Origin of the sequence: Citrobacter sp. RHBSTW-00599, assembly GCF_013784065.1 — a bacterium.
GTDB classification, from domain to species: Bacteria; Pseudomonadota; Gammaproteobacteria; order Enterobacterales; family Enterobacteriaceae; genus Citrobacter; species Citrobacter braakii.
This window is the reverse complement of the sequence record NZ_CP056717.1, coordinates 2,442,336-2,461,581: the sequence shown is the minus strand read 5'-3', so window position 1 is coordinate 2,461,581 and position 19,246 is coordinate 2,442,336. Positions and strand designations below refer to the sequence as shown.

At 51.4% G+C, this 19,246-nt stretch carries 19 protein-coding genes; 13 read left to right on the top strand and 6 right to left on the bottom strand.

Features of this window, described 5'->3' with window-relative positions; all coding sequences use genetic code 11:
* Positions 1-95: 95 nt before the first annotated feature.
* The 5 genes from sapA to sapF are packed head-to-tail and all read left to right on the top strand — an operon-like array spanning position 96 to position 5,378.
* Complete coding sequence (gene sapA / locus HV243_RS12040; protein WP_016153232.1) at positions 96-1,739, top strand: ABC transporter substrate-binding protein SapA; 1,644 nt, start codon at positions 96-98, stop codon at positions 1,737-1,739.
* Positions 1,736-2,701 carry a peptide ABC transporter permease SapB gene (gene sapB / locus HV243_RS12035; protein WP_003020545.1) on the top strand — a complete coding sequence of 322 codons (966 nt, stop codon included), beginning with the start codon at positions 1,736-1,738 and terminating at the stop codon, positions 2,699-2,701. Before sapA ends, sapB begins: the two co-directional genes overlap by 4 nt.
* On the top strand, positions 2,688-3,578 hold the full coding sequence (sapC, locus tag HV243_RS12030) for a peptide ABC transporter permease SapC (RefSeq protein ID WP_053388556.1): 891 nt from the start codon (positions 2,688-2,690) through the stop codon (positions 3,576-3,578). Before sapB ends, sapC begins: the two co-directional genes overlap by 14 nt.
* Positions 3,578-4,570, top strand: coding sequence for a peptide ABC transporter ATP-binding protein SapD (gene sapD / locus HV243_RS12025; RefSeq protein ID WP_016153234.1), 993 nt, complete (start codon positions 3,578-3,580; stop codon positions 4,568-4,570). Before sapC ends, sapD begins: the two co-directional genes overlap by 1 nt.
* Before the next feature lies 1 nt (position 4,571).
* Positions 4,572-5,378, top strand: coding sequence for a peptide ABC transporter ATP-binding protein SapF (sapF, locus tag HV243_RS12020; protein ID WP_016153235.1), 807 nt, complete (start codon positions 4,572-4,574; stop codon positions 5,376-5,378).
* 38 nt (positions 5,379-5,416) lie between these two features.
* Here sapF and HV243_RS12015 read toward each other — a convergent pair whose 3' ends face one another.
* A complete protein-coding gene (locus HV243_RS12015; protein WP_053388557.1) occupies positions 5,417-6,106 on the bottom strand; it encodes an EAL domain-containing protein in 690 nt (229 codons plus the stop codon).
* 441 nt (positions 6,107-6,547) lie between these two features.
* Between HV243_RS12015 and fabI the strand changes: the two genes are divergently transcribed.
* From fabI to osmB, 7 genes are all read left to right on the top strand, one after another.
* The gene (gene fabI, locus HV243_RS12010; protein ID WP_053388558.1) at positions 6,548-7,336 is read left to right on the top strand and encodes an enoyl-ACP reductase FabI; all 789 of its coding nucleotides are present in this window, start codon (positions 6,548-6,550) and stop codon (positions 7,334-7,336) included.
* A gap of 199 nt (positions 7,337-7,535) precedes the next feature.
* Positions 7,536-8,681, top strand: coding sequence for a carboxymuconolactone decarboxylase family protein (locus tag HV243_RS12005; protein ID WP_053388559.1), 1,146 nt, complete (start codon positions 7,536-7,538; stop codon positions 8,679-8,681).
* Between the two features lie 89 nt (positions 8,682-8,770).
* Positions 8,771-10,705, top strand: coding sequence for an exoribonuclease II (locus tag HV243_RS12000; protein ID WP_047417275.1), 1,935 nt, complete (start codon positions 8,771-8,773; stop codon positions 10,703-10,705).
* 265 nt (positions 10,706-10,970) lie between these two features.
* Positions 10,971-12,962 (top strand): cyclic di-GMP phosphodiesterase, encoded by a 1,992-nt coding sequence (gene pdeR, locus HV243_RS11995; protein ID WP_047502364.1) that lies wholly within the window; start codon positions 10,971-10,973, stop codon positions 12,960-12,962.
* Between the two features lie 182 nt (positions 12,963-13,144).
* The gene (locus tag HV243_RS11990) at positions 13,145-13,327 is read left to right on the top strand and encodes a hypothetical protein (RefSeq protein ID WP_053388560.1); all 183 of its coding nucleotides are present in this window, start codon (positions 13,145-13,147) and stop codon (positions 13,325-13,327) included.
* 94 nt (positions 13,328-13,421) lie between these two features.
* Positions 13,422-14,174, top strand: a complete 753-nt coding sequence (locus HV243_RS11985) for a DNA-binding transcriptional regulator YciT (protein ID WP_016153242.1) — start codon at positions 13,422-13,424, stop codon at positions 14,172-14,174.
* Positions 14,175-14,442: 268 nt separating this feature from the next.
* On the top strand, positions 14,443-14,661 hold the full coding sequence (osmB, locus tag HV243_RS11980) for an osmotically-inducible lipoprotein OsmB (protein ID WP_003020583.1): 219 nt from the start codon (positions 14,443-14,445) through the stop codon (positions 14,659-14,661).
* Positions 14,662-14,751: 90 nt separating this feature from the next.
* Here the strand turns inward: osmB and yciH are convergent, their stop codons facing one another.
* The 5 genes from yciH to pgpB form a co-directional block, all read right to left on the bottom strand.
* On the bottom strand, positions 14,752-15,078 hold the full coding sequence (gene yciH / locus HV243_RS11975) for a stress response translation initiation inhibitor YciH (RefSeq protein WP_016153243.1): 327 nt from the start codon (positions 15,076-15,078) through the stop codon (positions 14,752-14,754).
* A complete protein-coding gene (gene pyrF, locus HV243_RS11970) occupies positions 15,079-15,816 on the bottom strand; it encodes an orotidine-5'-phosphate decarboxylase (protein ID WP_049282555.1) in 738 nt (245 codons plus the stop codon).
* A 190-nt stretch (positions 15,817-16,006) separates the two neighbouring features.
* Positions 16,007-17,176, bottom strand: coding sequence for a lipopolysaccharide assembly protein LapB (gene lapB / locus HV243_RS11965; protein ID WP_016153245.1), 1,170 nt, complete (start codon positions 17,174-17,176; stop codon positions 16,007-16,009).
* Between the two features lie 6 nt (positions 17,177-17,182).
* Positions 17,183-17,491 (bottom strand): LapA family protein, encoded by a 309-nt coding sequence (locus HV243_RS11960; RefSeq protein ID WP_053388561.1) that lies wholly within the window; start codon positions 17,489-17,491, stop codon positions 17,183-17,185.
* A 149-nt stretch (positions 17,492-17,640) separates the two neighbouring features.
* Entirely contained in the window at positions 17,641-18,405 is a 765-nt protein-coding gene (gene pgpB / locus HV243_RS11955) for a phosphatidylglycerophosphatase B (RefSeq protein ID WP_019076872.1), read from the bottom strand.
* 202 nt (positions 18,406-18,607) lie between these two features.
* Between pgpB and ribA the strand changes: the two genes are divergently transcribed.
* A complete protein-coding gene (gene ribA / locus HV243_RS11950; RefSeq protein WP_016153247.1) occupies positions 18,608-19,198 on the top strand; it encodes a GTP cyclohydrolase II in 591 nt (196 codons plus the stop codon).
* The last annotated feature ends 48 nt before the right edge of the window (positions 19,199-19,246 follow it).

The following is a 19,246-nucleotide window of genomic DNA, read 5'->3' as shown; positions in this document are numbered from 1 at the left end:
CGGTTATCACCTCTACGGCCCCAAACACAAACGGTAATGGCAAATGTCATTAAATATTAGTAAGATAGCCTCTTTATTTATAATCCTTTAAAATTATGCGCCTGGTTTTATCATCTCTGATCGTGATGGCTGGATTTCTGAGTGGTCAGGCTGCTGCCGCGCCTGAACAGGCTTCGCATGCTGATATTCGTGACAGCGGCTTTGTCTATTGCGTTAGCGGGCAGGTCAATACGTTCAACCCGCAAAAAGCGAGCAGCGGTCTTATCGTCGACACCCTGGCAGCCCAGCTGTATGACCGACTACTCGATGTCGATCCGTACACCTATCGACTGGTGCCTGAGCTGGCTGAAAGCTGGGAGGTGCTGGATAACGGCGCAACCTACCGCTTCCATCTGCGTCGTGACGTCCAGTTTCAGAAGACGGCCTGGTTCACCCCCACCCGCAAACTGAATGCAGACGACGTGGTGTTTACCTTCGAGCGCATCTTTGATCGCCAGCATCCGTGGCACAATGTAAACGGTAGCAGTTTCCCCTACTTCGACAGCCTACAGTTCGCCGATAACGTCCAAAGCGTACGCAAGCTGGACAACAACACCGTTGAGTTCCGCTTAACTCAGCCCGATGCCTCCTTCATGTGGCACCTTGCCACGCACTATGCCTCCGTGATGTCAGCAGAATATGCGGCTAAATTGGCAAAACAGGATCGTCAGGAGCTGCTCGACAGACAACCCGTCGGCACCGGACCGTACCAGCTTTCGGAGAATCGCGCAGGGCAATATGTTCGACTGCAGCGCCATGAAAAATTCTGGCGTGGTACTCCTCTGATGCCGCAGGTGGTTGTGGACCTCGGCTCTGGCGGCACCGGACGTCTATCGAAACTCCTGACCGGTGAGTGTGATGTTCTGGCCTGGCCTGCCGCCAGTCAGCTCAGCATTTTGCGTGATGACCCGCGCCTGCGTCTGACCCTGCGCCCGGGGATGAACATCGCCTATCTGGCATTCAACACCAATAAACCACCGATGGATAATCCCGCCGTGCGGCATGCGCTGGCGCTGGCCATCAATAACCAACGGCTGATGCAGTCCATCTACTACGGGACGGCGGAAACCGCAGCATCTATTTTGCCTCGCGCCTCGTGGGCTTATGACAACGAAGCTAAAATTACAGAGTACAATCCGGCAAAATCGCGCGAGCAGTTAAAAGCACTGGGGCTGGAGAACCTGACATTACAGCTTTGGGTACCCACCAGTTCTCAGGCCTGGAACCCCAGTCCACTGAAAACCGCCGAGCTGATTCAGGCTGACATGGCTCAGGTGGGTGTGAAAGTTAAAATCATTCCGGTAGAAGGTCGTTTTCAGGAGGCGCGATTAATGGATATGAACCATGATCTAACGTTATCCGGTTGGGCGACGGACAGTAACGATCCTGACAGTTTTTTCCGACCGTTGCTAAGCTGCGCCGCCATCAACTCGCAGACTAACTTCGCCCACTGGTGTAATCCGGAATTTGACAGTGTTCTGCGCAAAGCCCTCTCTTCGCAGCAACTCTCATCGCGAATTGATGCCTATGACGAAGCGCAAAATATTCTCGCGAAAGAGTTACCGATCCTGCCGTTGGCCTCTTCACTGCGTCTGCAGGCTTATCGTTACGATATCAAAGGACTGGTGCTGAGTCCGTTCGGCAATGCATCTTTTGCCGGGGTTTCCAGGGAAAAGAAAGATGAGGTGAAAAAGCCATGATTATCTTCACCCTGCGTCGTTTTTTATTGCTGCTGGTCACCCTTTTCTTTCTGACCTTTATTGGTTTCAGCCTGAGCTACTTCACGCCTCATGCGCCGTTACAGGGTGCATCGCTGTGGAACGCCTGGGTATTCTGGTTCAATGGCCTCATTCACTGGGATTTTGGTGTATCCAGTATTAACGGCCAGTTGATTTCAGAACAGTTGAAGGAGGTGTTCCCGGCGACGATGGAACTGTGCATTCTTGCCTTTGGTTTTGCGCTGATGGTTGGGATCCCCGTTGGTATGCTGGCAGGGATCACGCGGAACAAATGGCAGGACCGCTGCATCAGCGCCTTAGCGTTGATGGGCTTTTCCATTCCGGTTTTTTGGCTGGCGCTGTTGCTGACGTTGCTCTTTTCACTGACTCTCGGCTGGCTTCCCGTTTCGGGACGCTTTGATCTTCTCTATGAAGTGAAGCCCGTTACCGGATTTGCCATTATTGATGCGTGGATCTCCGACTCGCCCTGGCGCGATGAAATGCTGGTCAGCGCAATCCGTCACATGGTGCTTCCGGTGTTGACGCTTTCCGTCGCCCCTACCACGGAAGTTATTCGCCTGATGCGAATCAGCACCATTGAGGTCTTTGATCAAAACTATGTTAAAGCGGCCGCCACGCGCGGTCTGTCACGCTTAACCATTCTGCGCCGTCACGTTCTGCACAACGCCCTTCCGCCGGTGATCCCGCGTCTGGGCTTACAGTTTTCCACCATGCTGACGCTGGCGATGATCACCGAGATGGTCTTTAGCTGGCCAGGTCTTGGCCGTTGGCTGATTAACGCAATTCGCCAGCAGGATTACGCGGCAATTTCGGCGGGCGTCATGGTGATTGGCTCACTGGTTATCATCGTTAACGTCATCTCTGATATTTTGGGTGCTATGGCTAACCCTCTGAAACATAAGGAATGGTATGCCTTACGATAGCGTCTACAGCGAAAAGCGCCCGCCGGGTACGCTGCGCACCGCATGGCACAATTTTTACGGCGATGCGACTGCAATGATCGGCCTGTATGGCTGCGCAGGATTGGCGATTCTGTGTATTTTTGGCGGTTGGTTTGCCCCTTATGGCATCGACCAGCAATTTCTCGGCTATCAGCTTTTACCGCCGTCATGGTCGCGCTATGGCGAAGTCTCATTTTTCCTCGGAACTGACGATCTCGGGCGTGACGTGCTAAGTCGCCTGCTCAGCGGCGCGGCCCCGACCGTTGGCGGCGCGTTTGTCGTCACCCTCGCCGCCACACTATGTGGCCTGTTACTGGGCGTGGTTGCCGGCGCAACGCACGGTTTGCGCTCCGCGGTGCTGAACCACATTCTGGACACCCTGCTCTCGATCCCTTCGCTGCTGCTGGCGATTATTGTGGTGGCCTTTGCCGGACCGCATCTGACACACGCGATGTTTGCCGTCTGGCTGGCGCTGCTGCCGCGCATGGTACGCTCCGTCTACAGCATGGTGCATGACGAGCTGGAAAAAGAGTACGTTATCGCCGCTCGCCTGGACGGTGCAACCACGCTCAATATCCTGTGGTTTGCCGTTCTGCCCAATATTACCGCCGGACTTATCACTGAAATCACCCGTGCGCTGTCGATGGCGATTCTGGACATCGCTGCGCTGGGTTTTCTCGACCTTGGCGCACAGTTGCCGTCACCAGAATGGGGAGCCATGCTTGGCGACGCGCTGGAGCTGATTTATGTCGCACCCTGGACGGTTATGCTGCCAGGTGCGGCGATTATGATAAGCGTGCTGCTGGTTAACCTGCTGGGAGATGGCGTGCGCCGGGCAATTATTGCGGGGGTGGAATAATGCCATTACTGGATATCCGCAACCTGACCATTGAATTCAGAACCGGCGACGACTGGGTGAAGGCGGTTGACCGCGTCAGCATGACCCTCAATGAAGGTGAAATCCGCGGACTGGTTGGCGAGTCTGGATCGGGCAAGAGCCTGATCGCCAAGGCCATTTGCGGCGTCGCTAAAGATAACTGGCGCGTAACCGCAGACCGCATGCGCTTTGATGATATCGATCTGTTGCGCCTTTCCGCTCGTGAACGACGCAAGCTGGTCGGCCATAACGTTTCCATGATCTTTCAGGAACCGCAATCGTGTCTCGATCCGTCTGAGCGCATTGGACGACAACTGATGCAAAATATTCCGGCATGGACTTATAAAGGCCGCTGGTGGCAGCGTATCGGCTGGCGTAAACGCCGCGCGATTGAACTCCTGCACCGCGTCGGGATAAAAGATCATAAAGATGCGATGCGCAGCTTCCCGTATGAGCTGACCGACGGCGAATGCCAGAAGGTGATGATCGCAATCGCCTTGGCTAATCAGCCGCGTTTACTGATTGCCGACGAACCAACGAACGCGATGGAGCCAACCACTCAGGCGCAAATTTTCCGCCTGCTGACCCGTCTGAACCAAAACAGCAATACCACCATTTTGCTGATCAGCCATGACCTGCAAATGCTCAGCCAGTGGGCTGACAAAATTAACGTGATGTACTGTGGGCAAACGGTGGAAACTGCGCCCAGTAAAGAGCTGGTGACTATTCCGCATCATCCTTATACCCAAGCGTTGATTCGCGCCATTCCTGATTTTGGTAGCGCAATGCCGCACAAAAGCCGCCTGAATACCATGCCAGGAGCCATTCCATTGCTGGAACAATTACCTATCGGCTGTCGTCTGGGGCCGCGCTGCCCTTATGCTCAGCGCGAATGTATCGAAACCCCAAGACTGACCGGAGCAAAGAATCATCTCTACGCCTGTCATTTCCCGCTGAACATGGAGAGAGAGTGAGATGGTAGAAACCCTGCTCGAAGTTCGTAATCTGAGCAAAACCTTTCGCTACCGGACGGGCTTATTCCGCCGTCAGACCGTTGAGGCCGTTAAACCCCTGAGCTTTACCCTGCGCGAGCGTCAGACGCTCGCCGTTATAGGTGAAAATGGTTCCGGTAAATCTACGCTGGCGAAGATGCTGGCCGGTATGATTGAGCCTACCAGCGGTGAGCTGCTGATTGACGATCACCCGTTAAAATATGGTGATTATTCATTCCGTAGTCAGCGTATCCGTATGATTTTCCAGGATCCGTCAACGTCGCTTAACCCACGGCAACGTATTTCGCAGATCCTCGATTTTCCGCTACGTCTGAACACCGACCTCGAGCCTGAACAGCGCCGCAAACAGATCATCGAGACCATGCGCATGGTCGGTCTGTTGCCTGACCATGTGAGTTATTACCCGCATATGCTGGCTCCGGGACAAAAACAGCGTCTGGGCCTTGCCCGAGCGCTCATTTTGCGACCCAAAGTCATTATCGCCGACGAAGCCCTGGCCTCTCTGGACATGTCGATGCGTTCGCAGCTCATCAATCTGATGCTGGAATTACAGGAAAAACAGGGGATTTCATATATCTATGTGACTCAGCACATCGGCATGATGAAGCACATCAGCGATCAGGTATTAGTCATGCACCAGGGTGAAGTGGTTGAACGCGGCAGTACAGCAGATGTTCTGGCCTCGCCGTTGCATGAGCTGACCCGTCGCCTGATCGCCGGTCATTTCGGCGAAGCGCTTACCGCTGACGCGTGGCGTAAAGATCGCTAGCAGATGCAGCCCTCCTCAACCGGAGGGCAATTTTGCAATCAGTGACAAACATTTGGTAAGAGCAGTGTATCAACCTCGCTAAACGCGACCGAAGGGAAAAGAGATCCCTGCATCACCCAAACACCAGCCGCGCCTACTTCGTCGATAAGCTGTTTGGTTTCCACGCCCTCCACCGCAATGCGGTCGCAATATTCGCGGATGTTTTTAATTAGCACCGGGAACATCGGTTTTTCAGCCTGATCCAGGAAAAAACCACGATCCAACTTTACAACATCAAAACGACCGCAAACCAGCGGACTGGCCCCAATGTTGCCGGAGCCCAGATCGCCCAGCCATAATGCGTTTGGACCGTCGCAAAGTGAATTAATCAGCAGATTATTCAGACATACGGTATTCGTCAGAAAACGCTCTGAAAGTTCCAGGGCGACAAAAGGCATGGCATGTAGCGCCGATTTGACGCTCGGGTCGCCAATTGCCAGCAGCGCCATTTCATCAATGAGGTTCAGAGTACAGAAAAGGTTGTGGCTCTCAAACCAATTACGCTTTTCGGCAATTAATCGAATTTGCTCGAGCATGAAATTACGTTTTTGTTCGCTATTCCACGCTGAAATGATGAACTCTGGATGTATCGGCGAAACCGTATCTGAAGCAAACCGGACGCTCATCTCAACACCCAGTAACGTATCAGTTGTGTCTCTCATCGGTTCCGCGATGAAATGATAGTGCATAAGACCACTCCAATTGATCATAACTTCCTGATAATGCACTTTTAATCACAATCAATCAATAATAACGATCAATGTATCAATATCGATCGATAAAAACAATATATCATAACGAACTGAATACGGTCATATTTTTTGTTTTAAGAAAGTTCCTACATTGCTATGTTTTAAAACATAAGCTAGCAGTTAATAATACCATTGAGATGCCTTCAAAGCCTTGTATTTTCTCCATCCCCCCGCGCTTCGCAGAATGAATGAGACTTAACCAGGGAAAGTGTTATAACCCTCATGTGTAATGAAAAGTGATTATCAGTAAGGGATGATAACTATTCTACAAGGCACAAAGAGTGGGATATAATTGCTGCCCCATTTCGAAACACCTTCAAATTGTGATCATAACTCATTGATTGCTAAAAATAAGCAATGACCATAAGGATTAAAGCTATGGGTTTTCTTTCCGGTAAGCGCATTCTGGTAACGGGTCTTGCCAGCAAACTGTCCATCGCCTGGGGTATCGCTCAGGCCATGCATCGCGAAGGGGCTGAACTGGCGTTCACCTACCAGAATGACAAACTAAAAGGCCGCGTCGAAGAATTTGCAGCTCAACTGGGCTCCAGCATCGTACTACAGTGTGATGTGGCGGAAGACGCCAGCATTGATACACTGTTTACCGAACTGGGCAAAGCCTGGCCGAAATTCGACGGTTTCGTGCACTCCATTGGTTTTGCGCCCGCAGACCAACTGGATGGCGACTATGTGAATGCAGTCACCCGCGAAGGCTTCAAAATTGCTCATGACATCAGTGCTTACAGCTTTGTGGCGATGGCAAAAGCCTGCCGTTCCATGCTGAACCCAGGCTCAGCGCTGCTGACGCTATCCTATCTGGGCGCAGAGCGCGCCATCCCTAACTACAACGTGATGGGCCTGGCAAAAGCCTCACTGGAAGCGAACGTCCGCTATATGGCTAATGCGATGGGTCCTGAAGGCGTGCGTGTGAACGCTATTTCTGCCGGTCCAATCCGTACACTCGCCGCTTCCGGCATTAAAGATTTCCGTAAAATGCTGGCGCATTGTGAAGCGGTTACGCCGATTCGCCGCACTGTAACCATTGAAGATGTGGGCAACTCCGCAGCATTTTTGTGCTCCGATCTTGCTGCCGGCATCTCGGGTGAAGTCGTTCACGTCGATGGTGGCTTCAGTATCGCGGCAATGAACGAGCTGGAACTGAAATAATCGTAAGTCTTCTATGGGCGGTCTTGCCCCGCCCATGACTCTCCTCTGCCCGCTGCCATATATGCTTTTCTGATATTTATTATCACGGAACAATCTTTCATCCCCTCTTCTGCTTACGTCAGGATATTGCAGCGCAAACGATCCGGCGTAGTAGTAGACGACGTGTCCGGGTCGCCACTTTTTAGACCAAGGACCGCCCATGGAACAACGCCGAATTGAAGGCAAAAGCCACTGGTATCATGAGACGCAATCCAGCAAGCATCCGCAAGATATTCTGCCGCTGGTGCCGGAAGCCGCTCATGTCGACGACTGCTTTTTACTGGATCTGGCGATACCTGATGACGCCCTTTTGCCTTTTCAATCCTGGTTAACCCCTGCCCGTAAACTTGCCCAGGTTCTCTTCCCGGTTCACGTAAACCTGAATCAGATGCACACATTCAGCGCCTATGAGCGGATGAGTACGGCGCTAACCGTCGCTCAGGTGTATGGCGTCCAGCGATTGTGCAATCACTATGCCGCGCGGTTAACACCGCTTCCTGGTCCTGACTCGTCACGGGAAAGTAACCATCGGCTGGCGCAAATCACCCAATATGCTCGCCAACTTGCCAGCTCTCCTGACGTGATAGGCGCACGCGATCGCCAGCATCTGGATGCGGTCGGGCTGACTACCAGCGATAGTATTTTGATGAATCAGATCATCGGCTTCGTCGGTTTTCAGGCCCGGACCGTGGCCCTGTTTCAGGCCTGGTTTGGACATCCGGTACGCCGAATACCGGGGCTGGATATACAGCAATTCGCTCACGCTTCGCCATTTAGTGCAACAAACGCTACCTGGCACGCTGCGCCATTCCCAATCGAAAAATATCCTGCTCAGGACGAGACGACGGCCAGACATTTTCCCGATGAGCTGCAAGCGTTGGTGCCATTACTGATTCATTCACCGGTCATTTTAGATTTATTCACGACACTGATTTCCAGTACCCGGCGCAGCGCTGTGCCGGTGCGGGCATTTTCACTGGCGGCGCTAATGACGTCACGGATTAACGGCAGCGTGGCCTGCTTTAATGAACAGGCACATACAGCCAATGAATTAGCCAACGTTATCGCCCTGCTTCGCCAGGAGGAACGTGAATTACAGCGTTGGGAACAGCGACATCCGGTTGAGCGCGTCACCCTGCAGGCGGTACAATGGCTAACCCGAGCGCCCGACCGTTTTAGCGCCGCGCTGTTAACCCCTTTGTTCGATCAGGGCATCTCTTCTGAACAAGCGATTAACCTGCTGGCCTGGAGCGGATTGTGCGGATGGTTGAATCGCTTGAAAATCGCGCTGGGCGAGACTTATTAACCGATCCACTTACTGAAAGAGCGCTTGCCGCAACTGAGAGAATCGCGTAAAACTGTCAGCCGCTCTTTTAGCCACGAAAATAGACAATTATGCTTCAGGACAACCCGCTGCTAGCGCAGCTTAAACAGCAACTGCATTCCCAGACGCCACGTGCTGAAGGGGTGGTAAAAGCCACGGAAAAAGGCTTTGGCTTCCTGGAAGTCGATGCACAAAAAAGCTATTTCATTCCACCGCCGCAGATGAAAAAAGTGATGCATGGCGACCGCATTGTTGCGGTTATCCATACAGAAAAAGATCGTGAATCTGCCGAGCCGGAAGAACTGATCGAACCCTTCCTGACGCGCTTCGTGGGTAAAGTTCAGGGCAAAAATGATCGTCTGTCCATTGTGCCGGATCATCCGTTACTGAAAGAAGCGATCCCTTGTCGTGCCGCCCGCGGCGTTGAGCACGATTTTAAAGAAGGTGACTGGGCCGTCGCTGAAATGCGCCGCCACCCGCTGAAAGGCGATCGCACCTTCTATGCCGAATTAACCCAATTTATCACTTTTGCTGATGACCACTTTGTCCCGTGGTGGGTCACGCTGGCACGTCATAATCTCGAAAAAGAAGCGCCGGACGGTGTGGCAACTGAGATGCTGGATGAAGGTCTGGTTCGTCAGGATTTAACCGCCCTCAACTTTGTCACCATCGACAGCGCCAGCACCGAAGATATGGACGATGCGCTGTATGCTGAAGAGCTGGCCGACGGCAAACTGCAATTAACTGTCGCCATTGCTGACCCTACGGCCTGGATTGCAGAAGGCAGCAAGCTGGATAAAACGGCAAAAATTCGCGCGTTTACTAACTATCTGCCGGGGTTCAATATCCCGATGCTACCACGCGAGTTGTCTGACGATCTGTGCTCTTTACGCGCGAACGAAGTGCGTCCAGTTCTGGCTTGTCGTATGACCATCGCCGCGGATGGCGCGATTGAAGACAACATCACCTTCTTCGCAGCGACGATTGAGTCGAAAGCGAAGCTGGTCTACGACAACGTCTCCGACTGGCTGGAAGGCGCCGGCGACTGGCAGCCTGCAAATGACGCGATTGCTGAACAAATCCGTCTGCTACACCGTATTTGCCTGAGCCGCGGTGAATGGCGTCATAACCATGCTCTGGTATTTAAAGATCGCCCGGATTACCGTTTTGTTCTTGGTGAAAAAGGTGAAGTCCTGGACATCGTCGCTGAGCCACGCCGCATCGCAAACCGAATCGTGGAAGAATCCATGATTGCGGCAAACATTTGCGCCGCCCGCGTGCTTCGCGACAAGCTCGGCTTCGGTATTTATAACGTCCATATGGGATTCGACCCGGCCAACGCCGACGCTCTGGCCGCGCTGCTAAAAACCCATGGTATGCACGTTGATGCCGAGGAAGTCCTGACGCTGGAAGGTTTCTGCAAACTGCGCCGCGAGCTGGATGCGCAGCCTTCTGGTTTCCTCGACAGCCGAATTCGCCGCTTCCAGTCTTACGCTGAAATCAGTATCGAGCCAGGGCCGCACTTTGGGCTGGGTCTGGAGGCTTATGCCACCTGGACCTCTCCTATTCGTAAATATGGCGATATGATTAACCACCGTCTGCTTAAGGCCGTCATCAAAGGTGAAACCATCGCCCGCCCTGGGGATGATACCACGGTGCAAATGGCGGAACGTCGTCGCCTGAACCGGATGGCTGAGCGTGATGTGGGCGACTGGTTATACGCCCGTTTCCTGAGTGACAAAGCCGGGACCGATACCCGCTTTGCGGCCGAGATAATTGACGTCAGCCGCGGCGGTATGCGCGTACGTTTAGTTGATAATGGTGCAGTAGCATTTATTCCTGCCCCATTCCTGCACGCCGTTCGGGACGAGCTGGTATGCAGCCAGGAAAGCGGTACGGTGCAAATTAAAGGTGAAGTGGTTTACAAAGTCACGGATGTGATTGACGTAACCATCGCCGAAGTTCGCATGGAAACCCGCAGCGTTATCGCGCGTCCAGCCGCGTAACACGTATCAATCCAGCGACCTTTCTCATTTTGTGAAAGGTCGTTTCTTTTTCCCGCCCAAATTCCCACCACCGCACTACACTTCTTTCATTCGGTCAATTTTATTTTTTTACTTTTTTCAGTTCCGCTGGCTTTGCTTTTTACGGATTCTGGATTAAACATAAATATATAAAAAAAACAATACGTTCAGCCATAATCACCCCGAATGAATCATGGCTACCCATACTTTTGAGGCTCTATGCGCTTTAAACGGGATAGTACACATGATGAAAGACGTCCGGGAGCTGGTTACGTTGTATAGCTATGTGGGCACTCATAACCCCTACTGGCGTTTGTCAGAGGATTGCAACATCCTGCATTTCTCTATCGACGAAGCGTCAGAAGCTGATCAGACCATCGAATTATTACCTGAACAAGCCGATCGCATTCGTGAGATGACGGTGATCACATCAAGTCTGTTAATGACGTTGCCCATTGAAGATGACGACATTCCCGTGCATCTGGTCGGTCGAAAAATCAATAAGCGCGAATGGGCCGGTAGCGCATCAGCCTGGGATGACACCCCTTCCGTCGCCCGCGATCTGGCCCACGGCCTCTCTTTTGCCGAACAAGTCGTTTCCGAAGCCAATTCCGTTATTGTCATTCTTGACCGCATGGGCAACATTCAGCGGTTTAATCGCCTGTGCGAAGAGTACACCGGCCTCAAAGAACGTGAAGTCATTGGTCAAAGTGTATTCACATTATTTATGAGCCGTCGTGAAGCGGCGGCTTCACGGCGCAATATTGAGGTCTTTTTTCGCGAAGGTAACTCGTATGAGGTTGAACGCTGGGTCAAGACCTGCAAAGGCCAGCGTCTGTTTCTGTTTCGCAATAAATTTGTGCATAACGGTAGCGGAAAGAACGAAATTTTTCTGATCTGTTCCGGGACCGATATCACAGAAGAACGCCGCGCGCAGGAACGATTGCGGGTGTTGGCGAATACCGACTCCATCACTGGATTACCAAACCGCAACGCAATTCATGAACTGATCAGTAATGCGATTGAGAACGCGGGCGATACGCAGGTCGGTATTGCGTACCTCGATCTGGATAACTTCAAAAAGGTAAACGATGCCTACGGGCATATGTTTGGCGATCAGCTACTACAAAGCGTGTCGCTGGCAATCCTCAGTTGCCTCGAAGACAACCAGATCCTGGCGCGATTTGGCGGCGATGAATTCATTGTTCTTGCCACCGAAACATCCCAGGGCACACTGGAAGCCACCGCATCACGCATTCTGACGCGCCTGCGCCAGCCCTTCCGCATCGGTCTGATTGAAGTCTATACCGGATGCTCTATTGGTATATCCCTCGCACCTCAGCATGGCCAGGACTGCGAGAGCGTCATTCGTAACGCGGATACAGCCATGTACACCGCGAAAGAAGGTGGCCGTGGGCAGTTTTGTGTTTTTTCTCCGGAAATGAATCAGCGGGTATTTGAATATCTGTGGCTGGATACTAATCTGCGTAAGGCACTGGATAACGATCAACTGGTTATCCATTATCAGCCAAAGATAACCTGGCGCGGTGAAGTGCGCAGCCTGGAGGCGCTGGTTCGCTGGCAATCTCCGGAACGCGGCCTCATTCCACCGCTGGAGTTTATCTCCTACGCCGAAGAATCGGGGCTCATCGTCCCGCTGGGGCGTTGGGTTATTCTCGACGTTGTGCGCCAGGTCGCGAAATGGCGTGACAAGGGAATAAACCTGCGCGTGGCGGTAAACGTTTCTGCCCGCCAGCTCGCCGACCAGACGCTTTTTACCGCACTTAAGCAGGTGCTTCACGAGCTCAACTTTGAGTATTGCCCCATCGATGTTGAATTAACGGAAAGCAGTTTGATAGAAAATGAGCAACTGGCGTTGTCAGTCATTCAGCAGTTTAGCCAGTTAGGAGCGCAAATCCATTTGGATGATTTTGGTACCGGTTATTCGTCGCTGTCTCAACTGGCCCGCTTCCCGCTAGATGCCATTAAACTGGATCAGACCTTTGTCAGAGAGATCCACAAACAACCTATTTCACAATCGCTGGTACGGGCCATAGTTGCGGTAGCGCAGGCGCTCAACCTGCAGGTCATCGCCGAAGGCGTGGAAAGCGCGAAAGAGGATGCGTTTCTGACCAAAAATGGCGTCAATGAGCGTCAGGGGTTTTTATTCGCCAAACCAATGCCAGCCGCCGCATTTGAACGTTGGTATCGCCGCCATCTGAGTAAAAAAATGCGCTAATGCAGAGAGAATGAAGGTGATAAATAGCCATAAATGGACATTACATGACGACGCTATCCACATGTAATCACAGAATATATAATATTCTTCAATCGTTCAGGTTAATACTATTTTTCCCTTCTCTTTTGCCATGAAATTCTGCATCATGAAATTCAAACTCTATTGCCATTAGGATGACGACCATGTCTGATATCGACGCTCAGCGTCTGGCCGAACGTATTGATACCGTGCTGGATATCCTCGTTGCAGGTGATTACCACTCAGCCATCCACAATCTTGAAATTCTGAAAGCTGAACTGTTAAACACGGTCAAAGAAGATGCCGAATCTTTGGCGAAAAAGCAGAAGGTGCCATGGGAGATCTGATGACAGTGATCTTTTGATGTCGCTGCTATCAGCAAGTGCAGATAATGCAGTTTCCGTTTAATTTCCGATACGATATCGCAATAAAATTAATACTATGAATTCCCGACAACAATCTATTTTGCAGATGGTGACCGATAAAGGTCAGATGAGCGTCGCCGATCTGGCAAAAGTCACCGGTGTCTCCGAAGTGACGATTCGACAGGATCTGAACACGCTGGAAAAACAGAGTTACTTACGCCGAGCCCACGGTTTTGCTGTTTCATTGAACAGCGATGATGTTGAAACGCGCATGATGACCAATTTCACTCTGAAACGTGAACTGGCTGAATTCGCTGCATCTCTGGTCAGTCCAGGCGAATCCGTATTCATTGAGAATGGCAGCAGCAATGCACTTCTGGCCAGAACGCTGGCAGAGCAAAAAGATGTCACCATCATAACCGTGAGCAGCTACATTGCTCATCTGCTCAAAGAAACGCCCTGTGAAGTGATACTTCTCGGTGGAATTTACCAGAAAAAAAGTGAGAGCATGGTCGGCCCCTTAACTCGCCAGTTTATCCAGCAGGTACACTTCAGTAAGGCCTTTATCGGCATTGACGGCTGGCAGGCTGATACCGGTTTTACCGGACGCGATATGATGCGTTCTGACGTGGTTAACGCGGTGCTGGAAAAAGGCGCAGAAGTTATTGTGTTGACCGACAGCTCAAAATTCGACGCCATTCACCCTTACACGCTGGGTCCATTAGAGCGATTCAGCCGCGTAGTAACGGACTCCAGACTCAGCGCCAGCGTACAAATGCAGCTCGAACATTCAGGATTAATCGTCAATATCATTGATGCCCACGCATAAAATCTTCAGTAGATGGTTTGTCACCAGACAAATCATCTGCTCTCTGAGAGTTATCTGACAGTCCAATTAAGACTTTTTACCTGTCGTTAACAGGATAAAGTCGTAAAATTAATGTTAGCGATATAACAGGAACGAACCTCCAACTTCAGGATAGTGTTTGTAATGACTTCGCTAAACGGTTTCACGGAAATATCTTCGATAGTCTTAATTTGACGCTATCCTTAAAGAACACTGGATTCCGTGAATCAATAATTCAGGAGAAAGTATTATGTTAGTAACGAGCAAAAAAATGACCGCTGCCATTCTGGCGATTACTCTGGCAATGTCGCTGAGTGCCTGCTCTAACTGGTCCAAACGAGATCGTAACACCGCAATCGGTGCTGGTGCAGGTGCAATAGGTGGTGCAGTCCTGACTGACGGTAGCACGCTGGGTACGCTGGGTGGTGCTGCAGTAGGTGGTATTATTGGCCACCAGGTGGGTAAATAATCTACGGTTAAACGGCTCGATATAATAATACGTTTACTTTTTCAGGTCTGTATTATTAAAAAGCCACGGATATTTTCCGTGGCTTTTTTATTAACCGCCAGCCAGTTTAACTTTCATTCCTTTAGCTTCCAGCAGCGATTTAATCAGGTCGCGTTTATCCCCCTGAATTTCAATCACGCCATCTTTCACTGCTCCACCGCAACCACACTTTTTCTTCAGTTCTGCGGCTAATTTGGTCAGTTCGGCATCGTCTTGATCAATACCGGTAATCAGGCACACGCCCTTCCCTTTGCGACCACTGGTCTGGCGCTGGATACGAACAATGCCATCGCCTTTTGGACGCTCAGGCGCTGTTTTCGGTTCATCAATACGCCCGGAGTCGGTAGAGTAGACCAGACGAGAGTTTGAGTCGTTCATTTACGCACCTCGTTTCAGGGAAGCATTGATCATCTTCAGCGTCTGCGCGGGATCGGCCGACTGGGTGACCGGACGACCAATCACCATGTAATCCACACCTGCTAACTGCGCCTGTTCCGGTGTCATAATACGACGCTGATCGCCCGCCTCGCTGCCTTCTGGACGAATCCCCGGCGTCACCAGCTTAAATGCCTGGCCCAACGCCTGCTTGAATCGCACCGCTTCCTGAGCTGAGCATACGACACCATCCAGACCACAATTCTGGGTTAAGCGCGCCAGTCTTTCAGCATAATCTGCAGGTGACAACGTCACGCCGAGATCGGCGAGGTCGCTGGCTTCCATACTGGTCAGAACCGTCACGGCAATCAGCAGCGGCGCATCCTGGCCAAAAGGCACTAAGGCTTCACGGGCTGCAGTCATCATACGCGCCCCGCCAGAAGCGTGAACGTTAACCATCCAGACGCCAAGTTCGGCAGCAGCGGCAACTGCATGCGCGGTGGTATTGGGAATATCATGAAATTTCAAATCAAGAAAGATGTCAAAACCACGCTGTTGTAGATCGCGAACCAACTGAGGCCCAAAAAGCGTGAACATCTCTTTGCCCACTTTCAAACGGCAATCACGAGGATCAATTCTGTCGACAAAAGCTAATGCTTTATCACGATTAGAATAATCGAGAGCGACAACGACAGGAGAATCGGTAACAGCACGAGAAGAAGATGAAGCAGTAAACGTCATGACCAGACCTTCTTGAGGATGGGCGCCCACGGCGGCGCGAAATGGGTAAACGGCGTGCATTCTACCTGCGGTAATAGAAAATTAACAGGCGCGATTACATTTATGCCAGGCGAACCGGCAGCGGAGGTTGAGGATGGATCGATTACACACCAATAGTATGTTGTAACTAAAATGAGGTTTTTTTTAAAAATTACAGCCCATCAAGTCCGCGAATGGGCTTAATGGTTGACCATGAACGGCAGGATGGACAGTGCCAGTACAGCGTATACGCCGTAAAACCGCACTTCTGGCAGCGGTAACGCGGTTTACTACGTACCTGCTCTCCGACCATATCGCGCAGAACCATCAGGCTCTCTTTGGCACGCCCTTCTTCGGCTTCGTGGAGATGATAATCCATCAGCTTGTGGAACACGCGCATCGTAGGATGACGTTGCAGCTGACGAGTGATATAGACCTGAGCGGTATCAGCCCCCTCACGCGCCTCAAGAATATCCGCCAGCATCAGTTCGGCGGCGGCACCAGTATTTTCCTCGACGGCCCGACGTAAAAACTCCGCCCACTCATCGTTTTTCCCCAGATGCTGGTAGCAGCTTTGCAGCATTTCCAGCGTTTCGCTGACCAGCTCTTTGTCCTGGGAAATGACCCGTTGCAGGCTTTCAACCGCCTTCGCGTAATCACCTTTTTCCATGTACACGCGACCCATCATGATGGATACCCGTGCACTGTTTTTGTCTGCCGCGGCGCCTTTTTTCAACAGCGTCATGGCGCGATCCATATCGTCGCTACCCATTTGCTGTAAGGCCAGTTCGCAGTAGAAGTGGGCTATCTCATTACGCTGTTTGTCTTTGCCGAGTTTTACCAGACGCTCTGCTACATCAATGGCTTTTTGCCATTCGCTGGTGGCCTGATAAATTTGCAACAGTTGCTGTAATGCGCCAACCCGAAAATCAGTTTCATCGGTAAGCTGATTGAACATGTCTTCCGCGCGGTCGTACAGTCCCGCGGCCATGTAGTCGCGCCCCAGCTGTTGCACGGCCAGCAAACGCTGCTCGTAGGTCAGCGAGGCACTTTCCATTAACGTTTGATGGATGCGGATTGCGCGATCGACTTCACCGCGAGAGCGGAACAGGTTTCCGAGGGTGAGATGAGCCTCAACGGTGCCTGTGTCCTCTTTTAGCATATCAAGGAACAGATCCACCGCTTTATCTTGTTGATTGCTCAGAAGGAAGTTAACCCCGGCGACATAGTCACGAGAAAGACGGTTAGCTTCATCCTGCTTGGTTTGTTGCGCACTTCTGCGACCCATATACCACCCATAGGCAGCGGCTACAGGTAAAAGCAGAAACAACAACTCCAACATAAATAATTATTCCTTCACAACCGACGAATCGGCAGATACCGCAACGTCGGTCGTAGGCGCAAGCTGGTTTTCCAGTCGTTTGATTTTACGTTCGGCGCGCGCAAGAGACACACGAACCTTCAGCCAGAAAAGGCCGCAAATTAACCAACCAATCGCAAACCCTGCAGCAAACAATACAGCAAGCAGCGTAGAGATACGATACTCACCCTGAGCCAGCAGGTAATTAAACGTAACCTGTTGATCGTTTTGCGCACCCAATGTCACCGAAATAACAAAAATCGCCAACACCAGTAAGAAAATGAGTAAATATTTCACATTACTTCCCGTTATGTGGTTTGAGCGAATAAATCGTGTCCAACTTACCGCGTTGAGCCCTTTAAATTACCATTTTCACAACGAGTGCGAAACGGAAAAGCGCTTTCCACTTTCTGATTTAAGGGCAAAATTTGAAAAATCAATCATCGCTAGCTTTCTTGTTCTCGCTGCGCGATTTCTTTTTTCTCCTGCACTGGTGGGGTTAATGGTCCGCATACCCGCTGTGCAAGCCAGGTTGCCAGCGTCACCAACAGCCACGAAATCAGCGTTGCCACCACCAAATCACGGGGCCAGTGCATGCCTAACAGCAAGCGGCTGCCCATCACGCCGGTCGCCCAGATCAGCAAAAACACAATCGTCAGCGTACGTCTGCGCGGCCATAACAGCCCTACGCCCAGTAAAGCCCAACTGGCGGCAAACATCGTATGTCCGGACGGAAAGGCAAACCCCGTTTCTTTTTGCCAGTGCTTGCGTAAAAACGTTGGAATATCCTGCTGTTCAGCCAATTGTTCTTTGACTAAATGCCCACGATCTTTACGTTTTAAAGTGTAGAACTCATCAACCGGAATATGGTGCGTTTTTTCCAGCCACACGACAAAAGGTCGCGGTTCTTGCACCCTGTCTTTTACCCAGGACTTCACGCCCTGTCCCACTAAAATCGCTGCGGCCAGAATAGCAAACAACATTACCGCGGCTTTAAGACGAAAACGCAGGCACCACAGAAACCATGCACAAAGCGCAACGTGAGTGATAATTCCCCACGGCTGCGTCACCGTTTCCGTTACCCAGTACAAGGACTTTAACCACCAGACATTGTGCCCCGGCTGCCAGCTCCAGCCTGATACCCATACGGCAACCGGCATGATAAGTAGCAGTCCGGTCCCCACTGCGGTGCGCTTTGCAATAGACAGCATTGCCTCTCCTTTCGTCGATAAGTATCACAATCATAACTGAAAAATTCACACGTCGGGAAAATTGACAATTTTGTGCCATTCCAAAAGCGAATCCGTGGTCGCGATTAGGTGAACGTCGTTGCCTTATGGCAAAATAGTGTAATACAGAACAGAAGCCGACAGGCGAAGGCACGACGAGTGCCAGCATAATCTGGAGAATTACATGCAGCTTAAACGTGTGGCAGAAGCCAAACTGCCAACCCCCTGGGGTGATTTCCTGATGGTGGGATTTGAAGAACTGGCAACCGGACACGATCATGTCGCACTGGTTTTTGGTGATATCACAGGCCAAACACCTGTCCTGGCGCGCGTCCACTCCGAATGTTTGACTGGTGATGCGCTGTTTAGCCTGCGTTGCGATTGCGGTTTCCAGCTTGAAGCGGCCCTCACCCACATTGCTGAAGAAGGGCGTGGCATTCTGCTTTATCACCGTCAGGAAGGACGCAACATTGGCCTGCTCAACAAAATCCGCGCTTACGCGTTGCAGGACCAGGGTTATGATACCGTTGAAGCGAATCATCAGTTGGGATTTGCGGCAGACGAGCGCGATTTCACGCTGTGTGCCGATATGTTCAAGCTGCTGGGCGTGGATGCGGTACGTTTGCTGACCAATAACCCGAAGAAAGTAGAAATCCTGACCGAAGCGGGAATCAATATTGTTGAACGCGTGCCGCTGATCGTGGGCCGTAATCCAAAAAATGAACATTATCTGGACACCAAAGCCGCCAAGATGGGACATTTGCTGGGCAAATAATCGTTGTCACCGCCTATCAAAAAGCCTGCTCTCGCAGGCTTTTTTGCA

Bases quoted from the DNA above. Each gene is read 5' to 3' on its own strand.
- yciH (WP_016153243.1), bottom strand. From the start codon at position 15,078: ATGAACGACTCAAACTCTCGTCTGGTCTACTCTACCGACTCCGGGCGT.
- sapB (WP_003020545.1), top strand. From the start codon at position 1,736: ATGATTATCTTCACCCTGCGTCGTTTTTTATTGCTGCTGGTCACCCTT.
- osmB (WP_003020583.1), top strand. From the start codon at position 14,443: ATGTTAGTAACGAGCAAAAAAATGACCGCTGCCATTCTGGCGATTACT.
- sapF (WP_016153235.1), top strand. From the start codon at position 4,572: ATGGTAGAAACCCTGCTCGAAGTTCGTAATCTGAGCAAAACCTTTCGC.
- pdeR (WP_047502364.1), top strand. From the start codon at position 10,971: ATGAAAGACGTCCGGGAGCTGGTTACGTTGTATAGCTATGTGGGCACT.
- pgpB (WP_019076872.1), bottom strand. From the start codon at position 18,405: ATGCTGTCTATTGCAAAGCGCACCGCAGTGGGGACCGGACTGCTACTT.
- HV243_RS12005 (WP_053388559.1), top strand. From the start codon at position 7,536: ATGGAACAACGCCGAATTGAAGGCAAAAGCCACTGGTATCATGAGACG.
- fabI (WP_053388558.1), top strand. From the start codon at position 6,548: ATGGGTTTTCTTTCCGGTAAGCGCATTCTGGTAACGGGTCTTGCCAGC.
- sapC (WP_053388556.1), top strand. From the start codon at position 2,688: ATGCCTTACGATAGCGTCTACAGCGAAAAGCGCCCGCCGGGTACGCTG.
- sapD (WP_016153234.1), top strand. From the start codon at position 3,578: ATGCCATTACTGGATATCCGCAACCTGACCATTGAATTCAGAACCGGC.
- HV243_RS12015 (WP_053388557.1), bottom strand. From the start codon at position 6,106: ATGCACTATCATTTCATCGCGGAACCGATGAGAGACACAACTGATACG.
- HV243_RS11985 (WP_016153242.1), top strand. From the start codon at position 13,422: ATGAATTCCCGACAACAATCTATTTTGCAGATGGTGACCGATAAAGGT.
- lapB (WP_016153245.1), bottom strand. From the start codon at position 17,176: ATGTTGGAGTTGTTGTTTCTGCTTTTACCTGTAGCCGCTGCCTATGGG.
- sapA (WP_016153232.1), top strand. From the start codon at position 96: ATGCGCCTGGTTTTATCATCTCTGATCGTGATGGCTGGATTTCTGAGT.
- HV243_RS11990 (WP_053388560.1), top strand. From the start codon at position 13,145: ATGTCTGATATCGACGCTCAGCGTCTGGCCGAACGTATTGATACCGTG.
- pyrF (WP_049282555.1), bottom strand. From the start codon at position 15,816: ATGACGTTTACTGCTTCATCTTCTTCTCGTGCTGTTACCGATTCTCCT.
- ribA (WP_016153247.1), top strand. From the start codon at position 18,608: ATGCAGCTTAAACGTGTGGCAGAAGCCAAACTGCCAACCCCCTGGGGT.
- HV243_RS12000 (WP_047417275.1), top strand. From the start codon at position 8,771: ATGCTTCAGGACAACCCGCTGCTAGCGCAGCTTAAACAGCAACTGCAT.